Below are 16,716 nucleotides of genomic sequence, written 5' to 3'. Positions count from 1 at the left end.
TTTGACGATTTACAATTTACGATTGAAGTCAGATGTTTATCAAAACCAGGACTCATCTGCTGCAGAGTCTTCGGACGACACGGGTTGAGCGGCATCCCCCACAGGCTCCGTTCCCAGAGAGTCGGTCTGCAAGACACCTCCATCTCCTACTATCAGCGTCAGCACCGCGCCGACCGGCACTTTTTCACCGATGGACAGCTGACGGCCCTTATACTTCACGCCATACACCCAGTCCTTCTCGCCCGAAATATACTGTATCTCGGCCAGTTTGAAGCCCGAAGCCAGAATACGCGCTTCCGCTTGCCGCAACGAACTGTTGTCCGCCACATCGGGCACTACGTGCAGGGGAATTTCAATTTTATTGATTGTAAGATAGATGGTACGTCCTTCCTTTACTTTTTGCCCGGCTGCCGGATTATACTCGAGAATGCAGCCGGCAGGAAGAGCCTTGACATAACTGGAATCTGAAACGATGCAGACCAGACCGTGGTTACGGAATATTTTTCCGGCTTCCTCCACTCCCATGCCCTTCACATCGGGCACTATCACAGCCTCGCCGTGGCGGGTATATATATCCAGTCCTTTCAGCACCCCAAACAGCAATCCTACTACCACGATAACCATCGCAAGGATATTTGCCCAAAAGAGCCTGTTCTGCCGGAAAGAGAAAAAATCTTTTATTGTCATAGTGATAATGCATTATTCGGGACAAAGATACGTAAAAAGAATCGTCTGCCTATAGGTTTTACATTTATTTTCTGGATGCAATCAATGCAAACGGCATAGTCCTTTCTATTCATGGCTCTTACCAGAGAATTCCCTCACCGCAGCACTTACCACTACCAGCACAAAAACAATAGCAGCAATCAAAAAACACGTTCCGTGGAAAGATGTCAGAGTACCCCATAATAAACAAGTTCAACCACTTAAACAATTATACGAAACTCCACGAGCACAATATACGTAAAAAAATGCGATAAGCAATTTTTATCAAAAAAACGACACAAGCTACAGATAAGCCGTATTCTCTTATCACATATTCACACAAACATCTGGTAAGCCACGAACGAATTCCCGACAACCCGGAAACATTACGGCAGTCTGATACTCAACTAAAGGAACCAAGGAACAACAGTAAAAGAACAGAAACTATCAATCAAGGAAGCCAGCCCCAAAACACTCACTATCCAGCATATCTACAAGATTCCGGCTGATTCCCGTTTAAGAGCCCCCTATTACACAGGAAGCTGCAAATATCGCTATTTGCAGCTTCCTCATTTCTTTTGGAAAAAGGTGGCAATTATGCCTTTACTCCGTTGTATTCGTCAGAAACAGTCAGTTTCTTTCTGCCTTTAGCACGACGTGCTGCCAATACTCTGCGGCCGTTTGCTGTAGCCATTCTCTCACGGAAACCGTGTTTGTTCTTTCTCTTTCTGTTAGAAGGTTGAAATGTTCTTTTCATTACTGTATCTTGTTTTATGTTATTATTCTCACGAATTCGGGCTGCAAAAATAGGTACTTTTTTCAAATAAACCAAGAGATAACTCATTTTCTCTCAAAAGTTTTTGTGTTTTTTACCGATTTCCATTACTTTTGTACCCGCAAACCAGCACGAGAAGCATATACTAATATAATAATATTAAAGACTATAAGTATGATTAATGCCCAAGACATTAAAATCGGAACTTGCATCCGCATGGACGGCAAGCTGTATTTCTGTATCGACTTCCTGCATGTAAAGCCGGGAAAAGGTAACACCTTCATGCGTACCAAACTGAAAGACGTGGTGAACGGCTACGTTTTGGAACGTCGTTTCAACATCGGTGAGAAACTGGAAGATGTACGTGTAGAGCGTCGTCCCCACCAGTTCCTCTACAAAGAAGGAGATGACTTCCTGTTCATGAACCAGGAAACTTTTGACCAAATTCCTATCGCCCACGACCTGATTAACGGCGTAGACTTCCTGCTCGAAGGTATGGTAGTAGACGTAGTTTCCGATGCCTCTACCGAAACTGTTCTTTATGCCGATATGCCTATCAAGGTTCAGATGAAGATTACATATACCGAACCGGGTCTGAAAGGCGACACCGCAACCAACACCCTGAAGCCCGCTACCGTGGAATCGGGTGCAACGGTTCGCGTTCCCTTGTTCATCAACGAAGGCGAGACTATCGAAATCGACACGCGCGACGGTTCTTACGTAAGCCGAGTAAAAGCATAATCCCTTTTGGAAATTAGGCAAATGTCCTTTTCATATCATCCCCGGTGCCGCTCGGCATCCGGGGATTTTTCTTTCCATTTATTCATCTGCAAAGTTTAAATGATATATCTTTGCGGAGACAACCAAAACATAGAGCCATACCAATGAGATACTCCGTCATCATCCCCGTATACAACCGCCCCGATGAGGTGGACGAACTGCTGCAAAGCTTGACGCGACAAAGTTTCAAGGATTTTGAAGTGATTGTAGTGGAGGACGGCTCCTCCATCCCCTGCAAGCCAGTCATAGAGAAGCATCAGGAACTATTGGACGTGCATTACTATGACAAGCCCAACTCCGGCCCCGGGCAGACCCGCAACTACGGGGCGGAACGAAGCAAGGGCGAATACCTGATAATACTGGATTCAGACTGCATCCTGCCCGAAGGCTATTTCCATGCAGTGGAAAAGGAACTGCAGCATGAAGCCGCCGATGCCTTCGGAGGCCCCGACCGGGCACACGAGTCATTCACAGACATACAGAAAGCCATCAACTACTCCATGACCTCCTTCTTCACCACCGGCGGCATCCGCGGGGGAAAGAAGAAGATGGACAAGTTCTACCCGCGCAGCTTCAACATGGGTGTGCGGCGGGAAGTGTACCAAGCCCTAGGCGGATTCTCGCGGATGCGTTTCGGGGAAGACATCGACTTCAGCATCCGAATCTTCAAGGGAGGACATACATGCCGGCTGTTTCCAGGCGCCTGGGTGTACCACAAGCGCCGGACAGACTTCCGGAAGTTCTTCAAGCAGGTACACAATTCCGGAATTGCCCGCATCAATCTATACAAGAAGTATCCGGAATCACTGAAGCCCGTCCATCTGCTACCTGCCGCATTCACCCTGGGAGTGGCCATATTCCTGCTGGGAACGCCCTTCTGTCCGTACAGTCTGCTGCCCATCGCTCTTTATGCGCTTCTGGTATGCACCGACTCCACTATCCGGAACCGTAGCCTCAGCATCGGGCTCCACTCCGTTGCCGCCTCCTTCATCCAGCTCATCGGATACGGGACAGGGTTCCTGCGCGCCTGGTGGAACCGTTGCATACTTGGCAAAGACGAGTTCGAGGCGTTCAAAAAGAACTTTTACAAGTGACAAGGAGAGATTAGGAATCGGCGAAGACGGACAAATTTGAAAAATCGGAAAAAGAAAGGTAAGGAATGGAGAAACTGAATATCAACCAGTGGGCTGCAGAAGACCGCCCGCGGGAAAAGATGATGCAAAAAGGAGCGGAAGCCTTGAGCGACGCTGAACTGCTAGCCATCCTCATCGGCTCCGGCAATACGGAGGAAAGCGCCGTGGCCCTGATGCAGCGAGTGCTTGCCGCCTGCAACAACGACCTCAGCCAACTGGGCAAATGGGAAGTACGCGACTTTTCCCGCTTCAAAGGCTTCGGCCCCGCCAAGAGCATCACCATCATGGCAGCCTTGGAACTGGGCAAACGCCGCAAACTGCAGGAACGCTCCGAACGTACCACCATCCGCTCCTCTGCCGACATCTACGAGCTGTTCCATCCCCTGCTTTGCGACCTCCCCACCGAAGAGTTCTGGGTGCTGCTCCTGAACCAAGCCGCCAAAGTCATCGACAAAGTACGCATCAGCCGCGGCGGCATCGACCAGACCACCGCCGACGTCCGAACCATTCTACGCGAAGCCCTGCTACAGCGTGCCGTACAAATAGTTCTTATCCACAACCACCCATCGGGGAATCCCTCCCCCAGCCATGCCGACCGCAGCCTTACGGAGCTTGTAAGAAAAGCCGCCCAGACCATGAACATACGCCTGACCGACCACATCATCGTCACGGACGGAAAGTATTACAGCTTTAATGACGAAGGGATTATCTGACCTCAACCCTTTCCGTTTTTCCGTACCATCCCGCCACAGACTACATCGCTTTTTCACCTTTCACATCCTTCATCTTCTTCTCCCGTCTGCCTATCCATCGGGTTTTCCGGTGAAACTTCTCTCCCCCCCTTCACTGCACATGCGGATTTTCAGTTTCCCGCATGCCGGAAACCAAAAAACCGAGAAGCCATTCTACCGCCAACCAAGATGGTTCCACAGCCCCGACATACTTTCGCATTCAGCACATGATATATATTTTTATAAGTGAACAACCCTAGTCGTTCAATCGAACGACCTGAGTTGTTCAATCGAACGACTAGGGTTGTTCAATCAGACGACCCGGGTCGTTCACTTTCAAAGACACTAGTCCGAGGGCAGATGAAGAAGATGGAGACCGCTTCCCCGGCATGCACATGCAGTAAAGAAACAGCCGGATGTCATTCTGTCGGATGCCGACGTTGCGGTGGAAAGATAGTATCGCTATACATCAACAGAACCATCGGCCTTCAATTCCTAAGGCCGAAGGGCGATACCCCCTTCTAACTCCCGAGAACTCCTTTAAATGAAAAAGCCGTGGCCCCGAAGCAATGAAAAGAAGGGCGTTACTTGGCATTTTCAATTAAATTCCATAGCTTTGTTCTTTGAAAACCTACATATAAGACCTTACAAATATGACCAGATTTGAAATAGAAGAGAAAATAGTCTCCATGCTCAAGACCGTATTCGACCCGGAAATACCGGTCAACGTATACGACCTTGGACTGATTTACAAAATAGACGTCTCCGACCTGGGAGAAACAACCATCGACATGACGCTGACTGCCCCCAACTGTCCGGCAGCCGACTTCATCATGGAAGATGTACGCCAGAAAGTGGAATCCATCGACGGGGTGACCTCCGCCACCATCAATCTCGTCTTCGAGCCCGAGTGGGACAAGGACATGATGAGCGAAGAAGCGAAACTGGAGCTGGGATTTCTTTAACTAATTGATAATGGATAGTTGATAATGAAAAATGTATATTTCCTCTCGGATGCTCACTTGGGCTCACGAGCCATCGAACATGGGCGAACCCAAGAACGGCGGCTGGTCAATTTCCTGGACAGCATCAAACACAAGGCATCGGCCGTATATCTGCTGGGAGACATGTTCGACTTCTGGTACGAATTCCGTACCGTAGTGCCCAAAGGCTACACCCGCTTTCTGGGCAAACTGTCCGAACTGACCGACCTGGGAGTGGAAGTCCACTTTTTCACGGGAAACCATGACCTTTGGTGTGGCGACTATCTGACCAAGGAGTGCGGCGTCATTATACACCGCGAACCGCTGACCGCCGAAATCTTCGGGAAAGAGTTCTACCTTGCCCACGGTGACGGGCTAGGCGACCCGGACAAGAAGTTCAAGATGCTGCGCGCCATGTTCCGCAGCCGTACCCTACAGACGCTGTTCTCTGCCCTGCACCCCCGCTGGAGCATGGAGCTGGGACTGAACTGGGCCAAGCACAGCCGCTTGAAACGCATAGACGGGAAAGAACCCGCATACATGGGAGAAAACAACGAATACCTGGTGCTCTACACCAAGGAATACCTGAAAAGCCATCCCAACATCAACTACTTCATCTACGGCCACCGCCACATCGAGCTGGACCTGATGCTGAGCAGTACCGCCCGTATACTCATCCTCGGCGACTGGATAAACTATTTCTCGTATGCCGTCTTTGACGGCGAGAACCTCTTCCTCGAAGATTATGTGGAGGGAGAGACAAAGCTATAATACGTATATTCAAATCGTCGACCATCATACCACTACCACCCATGAAACCTTTAAGACTGAAAAACATGATTGCCGGATGCCTGCTCGCAGCAGGAGCATTGCCGGTATGGGGACAATCCGGCGCCCCGACACTTGTCATCCGCATTGACGATCTCGGTGCCCTGCATTCCGTCAACGAAGCCTGCATCCAGACCTACCGCTCGGGTATTGCCCGCAGCGTGGAAGTGATGCCCGTAGCAGCCTGGTATCCAGAAGCCATCAAGATGCTGAAAGAAAATCCGGGACTGGACGTCGGCCTGCACCTCGTCATCACCAGCGAGTGGGAGAACGTGAAGTGGCGTCCGCTGACCCACTGCCCCAGCCTGACGGACGAGAACGGCTATTTCTACCCGATGATGTTCCCTAACCCCGCCTATCCGGGACAGTCCATCATGGAGCAGAAATGGGACATCAAGGAGATAGAGCAGGAGTTCCGCGCGCAGATAGAGACGACGCTGAAAAGCATTCCGCAACTCAGCCATCTGTCCGGACACATGCTCTCCACCGGTTTCAGCAAGGAAGTGAACGAGCTGGTGCAACGGCTCGCCAAAGAATACAACCTGCCGTCCATCGACCGCATGGACTCCTCTAAGGACTACCGGTTTACCTACATCGGGTACGACGGCCCCAAAAGAACCGCCGAAGAAAAGGAGGCCAGCTTCATCAAGGCATTGGAGAAGTTGCAACCGGGTCAGCGCTACCTTTTCTTAGACCACCCGGCACTGGACAACGATGAAATGAAAACCGTCTTCCACATCGGATATGAGGACGTGGCGCTGGACCGCCAGGGAGTGACCGACCTGCTGACAAGCCCCCGCGTCCGGAAAGCCATTGAAGACAAAGGCATAAAGCTGATTTCCATCAACCAACTGACCAAGGGCCTGCCCCGCGCCGCTGCTGCTCCGAAGCTGGACAAGGCCATGAACAGATATCTGGATGCCGTAAAGAAAGCCGGACAAGACCTGCACAGTATCATGATTGTGCAACACGGCAATGTCATTGCCGAAGAATGGATGGGCGAAGGGAAAGAGGATAAGCCTCACATCCTGAACTCCGTCAGCAAGACATTCACCGCCACCGCCGTGGGACTTGCCGCCTCCGAAGGCAGGCTGAAGCTGACGGACAAGGTCATCTCCTTCTTCCCCGACAAGCTTCCGGCAACCGTCAGCGAAAATCTGGCAGCCATGACCGTACGCGACCTGCTGACCATGAACTGCGGGCACGACACCGACCCCACCGGAACGGTACGCAAAAAGGCGGACGCCGATTGGGTGCAGGAGTTCCTTGCCTTCCCCGTGGAGCACAAGCCCGGTACCTTCTACACCTACAACAGCCTGGGAACCTACATGCTCTCAGCCATCGTACAGAAAGTGACGGGCGAGAAAGTGGTGGATTATCTCTATCCCCGTCTGTTCCGCCCGCTTGGCATCGTCAACGCCCGGTGGCAGGAAAGCCCGCAAGGCATCAATACCGGAGGCTGGGGGTTGTACCTCAAAACGGAAGACCTTGCCAAGATGGGACAACTGTTCCTGCAGAAAGGAAACTGGAACGGACAGCAGATTCTGCCCGAAGAATGGGTAAAGGAGGCATCTGCCTGCCAAGTGCCCTCACTGCCCGCCGGCATGAAACCGGAGATGCTGAAGAAAGCGAAGATGAGCGCCAAGACAAGCGACTGGCTGCAGGGCTACGGCTACCAGATGTGGCGCTGCCGCCACAACGCCTACCGTGCCGATGGTGCCAACGGACAATACATACTGGTGTTGCCGGACAAGGATGCCGTCATTGCCGTCACCGCCAACATCCCCGACATGCAGGCAGAGCTGAATCTAATATGGAAGTACCTGCTGCCCGCGCTATAAAACGTTTATTCTTATAAATGATTACGAAAAAGTGAAGATTACCGGAACTTTTTCCCGGCATGGTTGCAATAACATCATAACATTAAAAACATTAGCGTCATGGATGATATGATTTACAGAAACGACCCGATTGCCGAAGAGAACATAGACCCGCACGGACGTCCGGCAACGGATGAATTCGAGGAATGGAGCGAAGAGGTCTCCGAACGGACAGATACCGGATACAAGGACCAGAAAATAAAATCCGCCAAGGAACGGGAGAAACGTATCCGGGAGATGGATGAAATTATAAAGAAGGACCTTAAGGAATAAATTGACAGCCACCACAGATTACACGGATTCTCACAGATTAGTCTCTTATACTTGATATCAGAGCGTCCAATCTGTGAGAATCCGCGTAACCTGAGTGAATTTATATTATTTGTATCCGCCAGCCTTGGCTATGCGTTTCGGGATTTCCGTGTTGTCCATCTTACCCACGAACAGCTTGGAGCCTGCACCTACTGCGAATACCGGCACATATCCGGCTGTATGGCCGCCGCCGGTCCAGCCTACCATGGCAATCTGGCTCATTACCTTCTTGGCGGCAACGGCCAGGGGCTCAGTCTTGGCATAAAGACTTTCCTCAAACACTACATGCTTGTTCACGAATGATTCTTCGTAAGCATCACGCAGCATCTTCTCCTGCTCCCAGCTCACCGGCAGTTCTTTCCAGAAACCCATCTTTTCTGCCAGGAATTCCTTCATTTCCGGCCAGTTGATAACCTTGCGCATCTTGCGTAAGTCCGTGATGGAACGTGAAAGGATATCCTGAGACTGCTTCTGCTTGGCAAGGGCTTTCAGTTGAAGCTCGTATTTACCGGTACCCAGACCCAGACCGCCGGTTTCATGGTCGGCAGTTACCACAATCAGCGTTTCTTTGGGATGCTTCTTATAGAACTCGTAAGCCACCTTGATGGCGTTGTCCATATCCACCACTTCCTCAAAGACTGTGGCGGGGTCGTTACCGTGACAGGCCCAGTCAATCTTTCCACCTTCCACCATCAGGAAGAAACCCTTATTACTGCCTTTGGTCAGGAAAGCGATGGCACTTTCGGTAATTTCGGCCAGCGTCAAGTCACCTTCCTGGCGGTCGATGGCATAAGGCAGGCAAGAAGGCTCTGCACCTTCTTTCTGGATAAGGATCATCTTATCTGCGTAGGCAGACTTCGCCTTGTATTCGTCAAGGCCTCTTGCAACGGTATAACCGGCTTCTTCAAAGATAGGGAAAATGCTTGGAGCCTCTTTCTTGTCGGCAGTAGTGGTCGGTTTCAAGAAACCGCCGCCTGCATAGAAGTCGAAACCGGCTTTCGGCAAGTCGAGGGCTATTTCGTAATACATGCTACGGTTCGGCTGGTGGGCATAGAATGCAGCGGGAGTAGCATGGTCTACGCTGACGCTGGTAGTTACTCCAACTTTCTTACCGGACTTCTTGGCTCTATCGGCCACACTCTGTAGAACACTTTTGTTATCGTCCATGCCGATGGCACCATTGTAAGTTTTCGCACCGGTAGCCAGGGCTGTTCCGGCAGCAGAAGAGTCGGTCACCGAGTTGGTGGCAGAAAAAGTAGTCGCCATGCTGGCAACCGGGAATGTAGTAAACAGCAAAGGCTTTACACCGATACGCCCTTCTTGTTCGGCCAGATACATCTCCGTACCGTTCACCTGGTTCACACCCATTCCATCACCGATGAAATAAAACACGTACTTCGCCTGCTGGGCATAGGCCATGCCGCTGGTCAGCAGTACAAAGAACAACACATACATTAATCGTTTCATAAGCAGTTCTTATTTAAAGTTATTCGGAAAATTGCCTTTATTGTTTTTAACCAAGTAACAAAGATAAGGATTTTAAAGGATTCGGAAAACATTTCGCCCCTACAAATACATTACATATTTGCAGGGGCGAAACCACATCCGGACTCCGGGAAGCCGGAACCGGGAAATATTACAGCGATATTACTTCTTCAGAATATCCATCGTGTCCGAAGCAATCATCAGCTCCTCGTCAGTGGGGATTACCACTACCTTCACCTTGGAATCATCGGCAGAGATGACCATCTCTTCACCGCGGACATTGTTCTTCTCGGCATCCAGTTTCACACCCATGAATTCCAGACCCTCGCAGGCACCCCAACGGGCACTTGCCTGATTTTCTCCGACACCGCCCGTAAATACGATGATATCCACACCACCCAATGCAGCAGCGTATGCACCGATATATTTCTTGATGCGATAGAAGTACATTTGTTCAGCCAAGATGCCTCTCGGATTACCGGCAGCTACCGCATTTTCCAGGTCACGCATATCACTGGACTCACCAAAAATACCTAACACACCGCTCTTCTTATTCAGCAGATTAGAGATACCGTTAGCATCCAGACCTTCTTTCTCCATGATGAACGATACAGCACCTGCATCAATGTCACCGCTACGGGTACCCATCATTAAACCTTCCAATGGCGTCAATCCCATACTGGTGTCCATGCACTTACCATCTTTGATAGCAGTAATAGAGCCACCGTTACCGATGTGACAAGTGATGATTTTCTTTCCCTCCGGCTGCACGCCAAGGAATTCGCAAACACGTTGCGAAACATAACGGTGGGAAGTTCCGTGGAAACCATAACGGCGTACACCATACTTCTCATAAAGTTCATAAGGAACAGCATACATGTAGGCATGCTTCGGCATAGTCTGGTGGAAAGCTGTATCGAATACACCAATCTGCGGAACATTGGGCAGAATGGCAGCAATTGCATTTACACCTTTCAAGTTGGCAGGATTATGAAGCGGAGCCAAGTCATTGCAAGCAGTAAAAGCAGCCAGCACTTCCGGAGTCAGCCGTACAGACTCGCTGAACTTTTCGCCTCCATGCACCATACGGTGACCCACAGCGTTAATTTCATCCAAAGACTTGATGGCTCCATATTCAGGGCTTGTCAAAGTGTTCAGGATAAATTCCACACCTACGGTATGCTCTGGGATGTCCTTTTCAAGCACTTTCTTCTCGCCACCGGGCAAAGTGAACTTCAGAAAAGAGTCCTTCAAACCAATTTTTTCGATACCACCCTGAGCGATAACTTCTTTCCGGTCCATATCAAACAATTTGTATTTGATGGACGAGCTACCGCAGTTCAATACTAAGATTTTCATATAACCTATCAGATTTTTAAATTATTCAGCAAGTTTTTTGGCAGCAATGGCCTGGTTGGCAGTGATGGCAATCATACGATAGACATCCTCGATGGAGCAACCGCGAGAGAGGTCGTTCACCGGACGGGCGATACCTTGCAGGATGGGACCTACGGCATCGGCATGTCCCAGACGTTGCACCAGCTTGTAGGAAATATTGCCCACCTCAAGGCTGGGAACAACCAGTACATTGGCATGTCCGGCAATGGAAGAACCCGGAGCCTTGCTTGCACCTACTTCCGGCACCAAGGCGGCATCGGCCTGCAATTCGCCATCGATGGCAATGTCAGGAGCCATTTCTTTGGCTATCTTCAAAGCCTCAGTCACTTTGTCCACTACTTCATGCTTGGCAGAGCCCTTGGTAGAGAAACTCAGCATGGCCACTTTGGGGTCGAGACCGGCAACAGCCTGAGCAGTGCGAGCCGTACATACGGCAATCTGTGCCAATTGCGAAGCATCGGGCACCGGAGTCACAGCCACGTCACCCATCACAAGAACACCGTTCTTGCCATACTCGGGAGCATGAGTCAGTAGCAACATAGCACCCGAGACACATGTGATACCGGGAGAGGTCTTGATAATCTGCAAAGCAGGGCGAAGTACATTACCCGTAGTGTTACGTGCACCTGCCAACTGGCCATCAGCATCTCCATTCTTTATAATCAGGCAGCCCAGATAAAGCGGGTCGACAACCAGTTTACGGGCCTCTTCGATGGTCATGCCTTTCTTCTTGCGGAGCTCGCAAAGCAACTGGGCATATTCTTCTTTCTTAGGATGGTCTTCCGGGTCGATAATAGTAGCCTTATTTATGTTTCCCAGCCCCCACTCTTTGGCACAAGCCTCTATCTCGGCAGGGTTTCCAAGGATAATCAAGTCAGCTACTCCGTCAGTCAGGATTTGATTGGCAGCTTTCAATGTACGTTCTTCCGTACCCTCGGGAAGAACAATTCGTTGGCGGTTTGCTTTGGCACGCTCAACAATTTCGTTAATTAATCTTTGCATGATATTTTAATTGTCTATTAAGAATCGGCAGTATGTGCTATTCACACCGCAAAAGTACACAATTTTGCAATATCTACATTGCAAACACCACTCTTTTTACTGCCTAAACCACAATTATTATAATATTTAACATTAGGTACTCCCGGCATTCATGTGTGCGTACACATATCGCTCTACAATAAACAATTACCCGTCCCGCAGGGACAACTCGCCCGACTCTACCAACGACATGAAAAAAATCAGGATACAACGGTAACAAACAATACATAGAATACCTACCTTTGCAGCGTTTTCAACGTATAACAATAGGTATTATGATTCGTCAATGCGCCATCCTCTTCGGATGTTTAGCCCTGGGGGAACTAATAGTTTTCTTAACGGGCATCAAACTGCCTTCCAGCATCATCGGTATGCTGTTGCTCACCCTGTTCTTGAAATTGGGTTGGATTAAACTGCACTGGGTGCAGGGCATGTCCGACTTTCTGGTTGCCAACCTGGGGTTCTTCTTTGTTCCGCCCGGTGTAGCCCTCATGCTTTACTTCGATGTTATCGCCTCCGAGTTCTGGCCGATAGTGACCGCTTCCATAATCAGCACCCTGCTGGTGATTGTAGTCACCGGATGGGTTCATCAACTAACACGTAAAATCAAATGAACTTTTTAGAAAACGAGTTTTTCCTATTGGCCGTCACCTTCGGGATTTTCTTTCTGGCCAAACTTCTGCAGAAAAAGACCGGCATCATGCTGCTAAATCCTATCCTGCTGACAATTGCCATCCTTATTGTCTTCCTGAAGATGACGCATATCAGTTATGAGACCTACAATGAAGGAGGGCGTCTGATAGAATTCTGGCTGAAACCCGCTGTTGTAGCCTTGGGAGTACCCCTATACCTCCAATTGGAAACGATTAAGAAACAGTTGCTCCCCATCATGCTGTCACAACTTGCCGGCTGCATTGTAGGAGTTGTCTCGGTTGTGCTGATAGCTAAACTGATGGGGGCTTCCGACGAAATTATCTACTCTCTGGCACCCAAGTCTGTCACTACACCGATAGCCATGGAAGTAACCAAGTCGCTGGGTGGCATTCCCTCACTCACCGCCGCCGTAGTGGTCTGTGTAGGCTTGCTGGGTGGAATACTGGGCTTCAAGACCATGAAACTGACCCACATTGGCAGCCCTATGGCACAAGGCCTTTCCTTGGGAGCTGCCGCCCATGCGGTAGGAACTTCCACAGCTATGGACATCAGCCGCAAATACGGCGCATTCGCCAGTCTTGGCCTGACCCTGAACGGTATCTTCACAGCATTGTTGACTCCAACTATTCTGCGATTATTAGGGCTACTCTAACAAAATCTTCTTATTTTTGTTATTTATAATCATAACCAACTAAAAATAACGCATGATTGCATTTAAAGATATCGAATTACAAGACAAAGAACTTATCACTTCCTATACACAGAACAGTCCGCGAAGGAATTGCGACCTCTCATTCTCCAACCTATGCAGCTGGCGCTTTCTATACAATACAAAGTTTGCCATCATAGAAGGCTTCCTCTTACTGAAATTCTGGGCAAACGGCAAACCGGTGTACATGATGCCGATAGGCAACGGGAATTTGAAAAAAGTACTAGATGCACTGGTTGAAGACGCACACCGGGAAGGGGAACCTTTCTGCCTGCTGGGGATATGCTCGAGCATGTGCTCGGAACTGGAAGCCTTCATGCCCGGAAAATTCCAATTCACAGCAGACCGGGACTATGCCGACTACCTATATCTGCGTACAGATCTCGCCGCGCTTGCCGGAAAGAAATTCCAGTCCAAACGAAATCATGTCAACAAATTCAAGCGCACCTATAACTACGAATATACCCCCATCACTCCCGACCGCATCCAAGAATGTATGGACTTGGAAACCGAATGGTGCAAGGCCAACAACTGCGACCAGCATGAAGGAACGGGCAACGAACGTCGCGCACTGGTCTACGCCCTCCACAATTTTGAGGAACTGGGACTGACCGGAGGCATCCTGCATGTAGACGGCAAGATTGCCGCCTTCACTTTCGGAATGCCCATCAACCAAGATACTTTTGGGATACATGTGGAAAAGGCCGATACCAGCATAGACGGAGCGTACGCAATGATTAACTATGAATTTGCCAACCATATCTCTGAACAGTATGTCTACCTCAACCGTGAAGAAGATTTGGGTATTGAAGGATTGCGCAAAGCCAAACTTTCGTACCAGCCTGCCATTATTCTGGAAAAATACGTGGCATGCTTGAGAGATGAACCGGTAGAAGCAATCAAGTGGTGAAAGTAAGGGGTAGGGATTAAAAAGACAAGGGGTTGATGACACAAGAAAAGGTAAAGAATTTATGGAAGCTCTGTTTCAATGATAGCGAGGAGTTTACTGAAATGTATTTTCAACTCCGCTATAACAATGATGTCAATATTGCCATCCAGAGCGGTGAAGAAGTGATTGCCGCCCTACAGATGTTGCCTTATCCTATGACGTTCGAAGGAGAAGATATTCATACAGCCTATATATCAGGCGCCTGCACACATCCTGACTACCGTAATCGGGGCGTAATGCAAGAGCTGTTATCGCAAGCCTTTGCACGGATGTTGCACAATAATGCCTCCTTGTCTACCCTGATACCGGCAGAACCGTGGCTGTTCGACTACTATGCTCGGAGCGGTTATGCCCCCGTATTCCGTTATACCGAAGAGACATTCATCGCTTCCGACACACCGGCAGCCGACACGGGCTTTACCCTGGAAATGTCTGCCGAATATACTGAAAAAAAATATGAATATTTCAATCGGAAATTACGGGAGTGCCCTTGCTGCATCCAGCATACGGAGGAGGATTTCCGGGTTATCATTGCCGATTTGCAACTGGAGAAGGGCTCCGTTTGCACTTTGAACAAAGGAGAGAAAATCACAGCTTTGGCCATTACCTATCCTATAAGGAAAGACTACTGGCGCATTGGAGAAATCGTGTCAGATACTCCTGCAACAAAAACCTTACTGCTTCAACTTATCTGCCAAAGCCTGAATCTCCCGTCCGTCCGGGTTCTCACTCCTCCCGCTACCGATGAAAGCCAACTTTTGGGCATGGCACGCATCATCAATGCCAAAACCATGTTGCAAATCTATGCCGCAGCCCATCCGGAACTGAAACTCAACATTCATCTTACCGATGAACAGGTCAGTGCCAATAACGGCTACTACTACCTGAACAATGGTAAATGTATGAATAGTGCCAAGCGTCTGCCGGGCAGCCACTTGGCACTTACAATCGGCGAACTCACCGAAAAGATATTTACAACATCAAGCCCATATATGAGCCTGATGCTGAACTAGCATTACAATCCGCTGAAGTTAACCCCATCGAATACCAGCGAAGGAATCTGCCATGAGCGGTTCGGCTGCGGGTCATTACCCACGGCTGCCAGAGAATTCCACAACGTAATCATATTACCCGTCACATTCATCTCGTTGACGGGCTGTGTCAGCTGTCCGTTTTCAATTAAGAAACCCTCTATACCGTAAGAGAAATCTCCGGTGCTGCTGTTGCTGTTTCCTCCATTGAAACCGGTAACCAAGATTCCTTGCTGCACATCGGCCACCAACCCCTTCAGGTCTTTGTCGCCCGGTGTCAGAATCAGGCGCGAAGGCGAACTGATGGTAGGAGCCACACCCATTTTTTTGGCATTGTAAGTATCAATGAAATAAGTTTTCAATACTCCTCCGTCAAAGATAGCACGCGGCTGTGTGGCCACCCCTTCGTTGTCAAAATAGCGTGAACCGTTTGCACCGATAGCATGCGGCTCGTCACGCAACGTGAAGAGACTGGAAGCCACTTTCGCATCCAGCTTATCCATCAGGAAGGAGTTCTTTTGCTGCAGAGCACTACCGTACAATGCACTTAGCATCGGGCTGAGCAGATTTCCCACATTCATAGGATCAACCACCATTGTATATTTACCCGACTTTGCTTTCTTCTGTCCCAACTTGCGCAATACGCGTTCCAATGCCTTGGCACCGATTCCCGTTTTGGTCAGTTTATCATAGAACAAGGATGAACCATACCAATAATCCTGCGGACGCGCCTCTCCTTCTCCCTTTATGGAAACGCTGGCCGACACAGAGAACCAAGTGCTTTTCGATTCTCCTTCAAAGCCATTGCTTATCAAGCGGTAAGAAGAACTTTCACCGTCGCTGTAGGAAGAATCTACCGAAATAACACGTTCGTCTTTGCCCATCACTTCTCCGGCCGCAACCTTGGCCAGTTCCACTTTGTCATCGGGGTTGAGATTGTAGAGCGTCTTGTCAAAAAGTTGCAAATCGGGTTTTCCCCCTTTATAGTAACGTGCCGGATCGGCCAAGATACGCGACTCATCCACTGCCAGATAACGGGTAGAATCGATACCGTTCTTAATCAGTGTTTCCAATTCTTTTTTGTTCAAGCGATTGGTAGAGAACGAGCCGAAACGTCCGTCCACATAAAGATTCAGTCCCAATCCGTTTTCCGTAGCCTGCTGCAAACGGTCCATCTTGCCGTCACGCAGTTCGAAAGAAGAATTAGAGTTCGTATACAGCACCAGTTTGGCTGCTTGGCAGCCGTTCTTCAAGGCATACTCCATAGCCCATTGTGCCAATTTTTTATTGTCGTCTGTAATCATATCCTTAATTGATAGTGA

Annotated in this window: 17 protein-coding genes; 11 read left to right on the top strand and 6 right to left on the bottom strand. The window is 49.4% G+C overall.

Annotated elements, in window-relative coordinates; all coding sequences use genetic code 11:
* Positions 1-39: 39 nt before the first annotated feature.
* Together E5355_RS01900 and rpmH are read right to left on the bottom strand one after the other, a co-directional pair.
* Positions 40-687 (bottom strand): PASTA domain-containing protein, encoded by a 648-nt coding sequence (locus E5355_RS01900; protein ID WP_136008947.1) that lies wholly within the window; start codon positions 685-687, stop codon positions 40-42.
* 613 nt (positions 688-1,300) lie between these two features.
* Positions 1,301-1,462, bottom strand: coding sequence for a 50S ribosomal protein L34 (gene rpmH / locus E5355_RS01895; protein ID WP_004292199.1), 162 nt, complete (start codon positions 1,460-1,462; stop codon positions 1,301-1,303).
* A 192-nt stretch (positions 1,463-1,654) separates the two neighbouring features.
* Between rpmH and efp the strand changes: the two genes are divergently transcribed.
* From efp to E5355_RS01860, 7 genes are all read left to right on the top strand, one after another.
* Positions 1,655-2,221, top strand: a complete 567-nt coding sequence (efp, locus tag E5355_RS01890; protein WP_136008946.1) for an elongation factor P — start codon at positions 1,655-1,657, stop codon at positions 2,219-2,221.
* A gap of 143 nt (positions 2,222-2,364) precedes the next feature.
* The gene (locus E5355_RS01885) at positions 2,365-3,354 is read left to right on the top strand and encodes a glycosyltransferase (protein WP_136008945.1); all 990 of its coding nucleotides are present in this window, start codon (positions 2,365-2,367) and stop codon (positions 3,352-3,354) included.
* 65 nt (positions 3,355-3,419) lie between these two features.
* Positions 3,420-4,106 carry a RadC family protein gene (radC, locus tag E5355_RS01880; RefSeq protein ID WP_136008944.1) on the top strand — a complete coding sequence of 229 codons (687 nt, stop codon included), beginning with the start codon at positions 3,420-3,422 and terminating at the stop codon, positions 4,104-4,106.
* 671 nt (positions 4,107-4,777) lie between these two features.
* Positions 4,778-5,089 (top strand): metal-sulfur cluster assembly factor, encoded by a 312-nt coding sequence (locus E5355_RS01875; RefSeq protein WP_136008943.1) that lies wholly within the window; start codon positions 4,778-4,780, stop codon positions 5,087-5,089.
* Positions 5,090-5,113: 24 nt separating this feature from the next.
* Complete coding sequence (locus E5355_RS01870; protein ID WP_136008942.1) at positions 5,114-5,878, top strand: UDP-2,3-diacylglucosamine diphosphatase; 765 nt, start codon at positions 5,114-5,116, stop codon at positions 5,876-5,878.
* A gap of 41 nt (positions 5,879-5,919) precedes the next feature.
* Entirely contained in the window at positions 5,920-7,776 is a 1,857-nt protein-coding gene (locus E5355_RS01865; RefSeq protein ID WP_136008941.1) for a ChbG/HpnK family deacetylase, read from the top strand.
* A 99-nt stretch (positions 7,777-7,875) separates the two neighbouring features.
* Positions 7,876-8,088, top strand: a complete 213-nt coding sequence (locus tag E5355_RS01860) for a hypothetical protein (protein ID WP_008662841.1) — start codon at positions 7,876-7,878, stop codon at positions 8,086-8,088.
* Positions 8,089-8,193: 105 nt separating this feature from the next.
* Here E5355_RS01860 and E5355_RS01855 read toward each other — a convergent pair whose 3' ends face one another.
* The 3 genes from E5355_RS01855 to pta all read right to left on the bottom strand — a co-directional run bounded on the left by E5355_RS01855 (position 8,194) and on the right by pta (position 12,012).
* Positions 8,194-9,594 carry an alkaline phosphatase gene (locus E5355_RS01855; RefSeq protein WP_136008940.1) on the bottom strand — a complete coding sequence of 467 codons (1,401 nt, stop codon included), beginning with the start codon at positions 9,592-9,594 and terminating at the stop codon, positions 8,194-8,196.
* 180 nt (positions 9,595-9,774) lie between these two features.
* On the bottom strand, positions 9,775-10,971 hold the full coding sequence (locus E5355_RS01850) for an acetate/propionate family kinase (RefSeq protein WP_136008939.1): 1,197 nt from the start codon (positions 10,969-10,971) through the stop codon (positions 9,775-9,777).
* Positions 10,972-10,992: 21 nt separating this feature from the next.
* Positions 10,993-12,012 carry a phosphate acetyltransferase gene (pta, locus tag E5355_RS01845; RefSeq protein WP_136008938.1) on the bottom strand — a complete coding sequence of 340 codons (1,020 nt, stop codon included), beginning with the start codon at positions 12,010-12,012 and terminating at the stop codon, positions 10,993-10,995.
* Positions 12,013-12,326: 314 nt separating this feature from the next.
* On the opposite strand from pta, the gene E5355_RS01840 reads away from it, so the two are divergent.
* From E5355_RS01840 to E5355_RS01825, 4 genes are read left to right on the top strand one after another with little or no spacing between them, the layout of a single operon-like run.
* Complete coding sequence (locus E5355_RS01840) at positions 12,327-12,665, top strand: CidA/LrgA family protein (RefSeq protein WP_117600260.1); 339 nt, start codon at positions 12,327-12,329, stop codon at positions 12,663-12,665.
* A complete protein-coding gene (locus tag E5355_RS01835; RefSeq protein ID WP_136008937.1) occupies positions 12,662-13,357 on the top strand; it encodes an LrgB family protein in 696 nt (231 codons plus the stop codon). Before E5355_RS01840 ends, E5355_RS01835 begins: the two co-directional genes overlap by 4 nt.
* 52 nt (positions 13,358-13,409) lie before the next feature.
* Complete coding sequence (locus E5355_RS01830) at positions 13,410-14,324, top strand: DUF2156 domain-containing protein (RefSeq protein ID WP_136008936.1); 915 nt, start codon at positions 13,410-13,412, stop codon at positions 14,322-14,324.
* A gap of 35 nt (positions 14,325-14,359) precedes the next feature.
* Positions 14,360-15,376, top strand: coding sequence for a GNAT family N-acetyltransferase (locus E5355_RS01825; protein ID WP_136008935.1), 1,017 nt, complete (start codon positions 14,360-14,362; stop codon positions 15,374-15,376).
* Between the two features lie 2 nt (positions 15,377-15,378).
* On the opposite strand, the gene E5355_RS01820 is transcribed toward E5355_RS01825, so the two are convergent.
* Positions 15,379-16,698 carry a TldD/PmbA family protein gene (locus tag E5355_RS01820; protein ID WP_136008934.1) on the bottom strand — a complete coding sequence of 440 codons (1,320 nt, stop codon included), beginning with the start codon at positions 16,696-16,698 and terminating at the stop codon, positions 15,379-15,381.
* Between the last annotated feature and the right edge of the window lie 18 nt (positions 16,699-16,716).

Origin of the sequence: Bacteroides muris (ex Afrizal et al. 2022) (assembly GCF_004793475.1) — a bacterium.
Classification (GTDB): Bacteria; Bacteroidota; Bacteroidia; order Bacteroidales; family Bacteroidaceae; genus Bacteroides; species Bacteroides muris.
The sequence above is the reverse complement of the archived record's forward strand: the minus strand, read 5'-3'. Positions and strand labels throughout refer to the sequence as shown.

Coding starts and splice junctions, on each gene's coding strand:
- E5355_RS01870 (WP_136008942.1), top strand. CDS start 5,114: ATGAAAAATGTATATTTCCTCTCGGATGCTCACTTGGGCTCACGAGCC.
- E5355_RS01865 (WP_136008941.1), top strand. CDS start 5,920: ATGAAACCTTTAAGACTGAAAAACATGATTGCCGGATGCCTGCTCGCA.
- E5355_RS01900 (WP_136008947.1), bottom strand. CDS start 687: ATGACAATAAAAGATTTTTTCTCTTTCCGGCAGAACAGGCTCTTTTGG.
- E5355_RS01850 (WP_136008939.1), bottom strand. CDS start 10,971: ATGAAAATCTTAGTATTGAACTGCGGTAGCTCGTCCATCAAATACAAA.
- rpmH (WP_004292199.1), bottom strand. CDS start 1,462: ATGAAAAGAACATTTCAACCTTCTAACAGAAAGAGAAAGAACAAACAC.
- E5355_RS01840 (WP_117600260.1), top strand. CDS start 12,327: ATGATTCGTCAATGCGCCATCCTCTTCGGATGTTTAGCCCTGGGGGAA.
- E5355_RS01875 (WP_136008943.1), top strand. CDS start 4,778: ATGACCAGATTTGAAATAGAAGAGAAAATAGTCTCCATGCTCAAGACC.
- radC (WP_136008944.1), top strand. CDS start 3,420: ATGGAGAAACTGAATATCAACCAGTGGGCTGCAGAAGACCGCCCGCGG.
- E5355_RS01830 (WP_136008936.1), top strand. CDS start 13,410: ATGATTGCATTTAAAGATATCGAATTACAAGACAAAGAACTTATCACT.
- E5355_RS01860 (WP_008662841.1), top strand. CDS start 7,876: ATGGATGATATGATTTACAGAAACGACCCGATTGCCGAAGAGAACATA.
- E5355_RS01820 (WP_136008934.1), bottom strand. CDS start 16,698: ATGATTACAGACGACAATAAAAAATTGGCACAATGGGCTATGGAGTAT.
- E5355_RS01835 (WP_136008937.1), top strand. CDS start 12,662: ATGAACTTTTTAGAAAACGAGTTTTTCCTATTGGCCGTCACCTTCGGG.
- efp (WP_136008946.1), top strand. CDS start 1,655: ATGATTAATGCCCAAGACATTAAAATCGGAACTTGCATCCGCATGGAC.
- E5355_RS01825 (WP_136008935.1), top strand. CDS start 14,360: ATGACACAAGAAAAGGTAAAGAATTTATGGAAGCTCTGTTTCAATGAT.
- E5355_RS01885 (WP_136008945.1), top strand. CDS start 2,365: ATGAGATACTCCGTCATCATCCCCGTATACAACCGCCCCGATGAGGTG.
- E5355_RS01855 (WP_136008940.1), bottom strand. CDS start 9,594: ATGAAACGATTAATGTATGTGTTGTTCTTTGTACTGCTGACCAGCGGC.
- pta (WP_136008938.1), bottom strand. CDS start 12,012: ATGCAAAGATTAATTAACGAAATTGTTGAGCGTGCCAAAGCAAACCGC.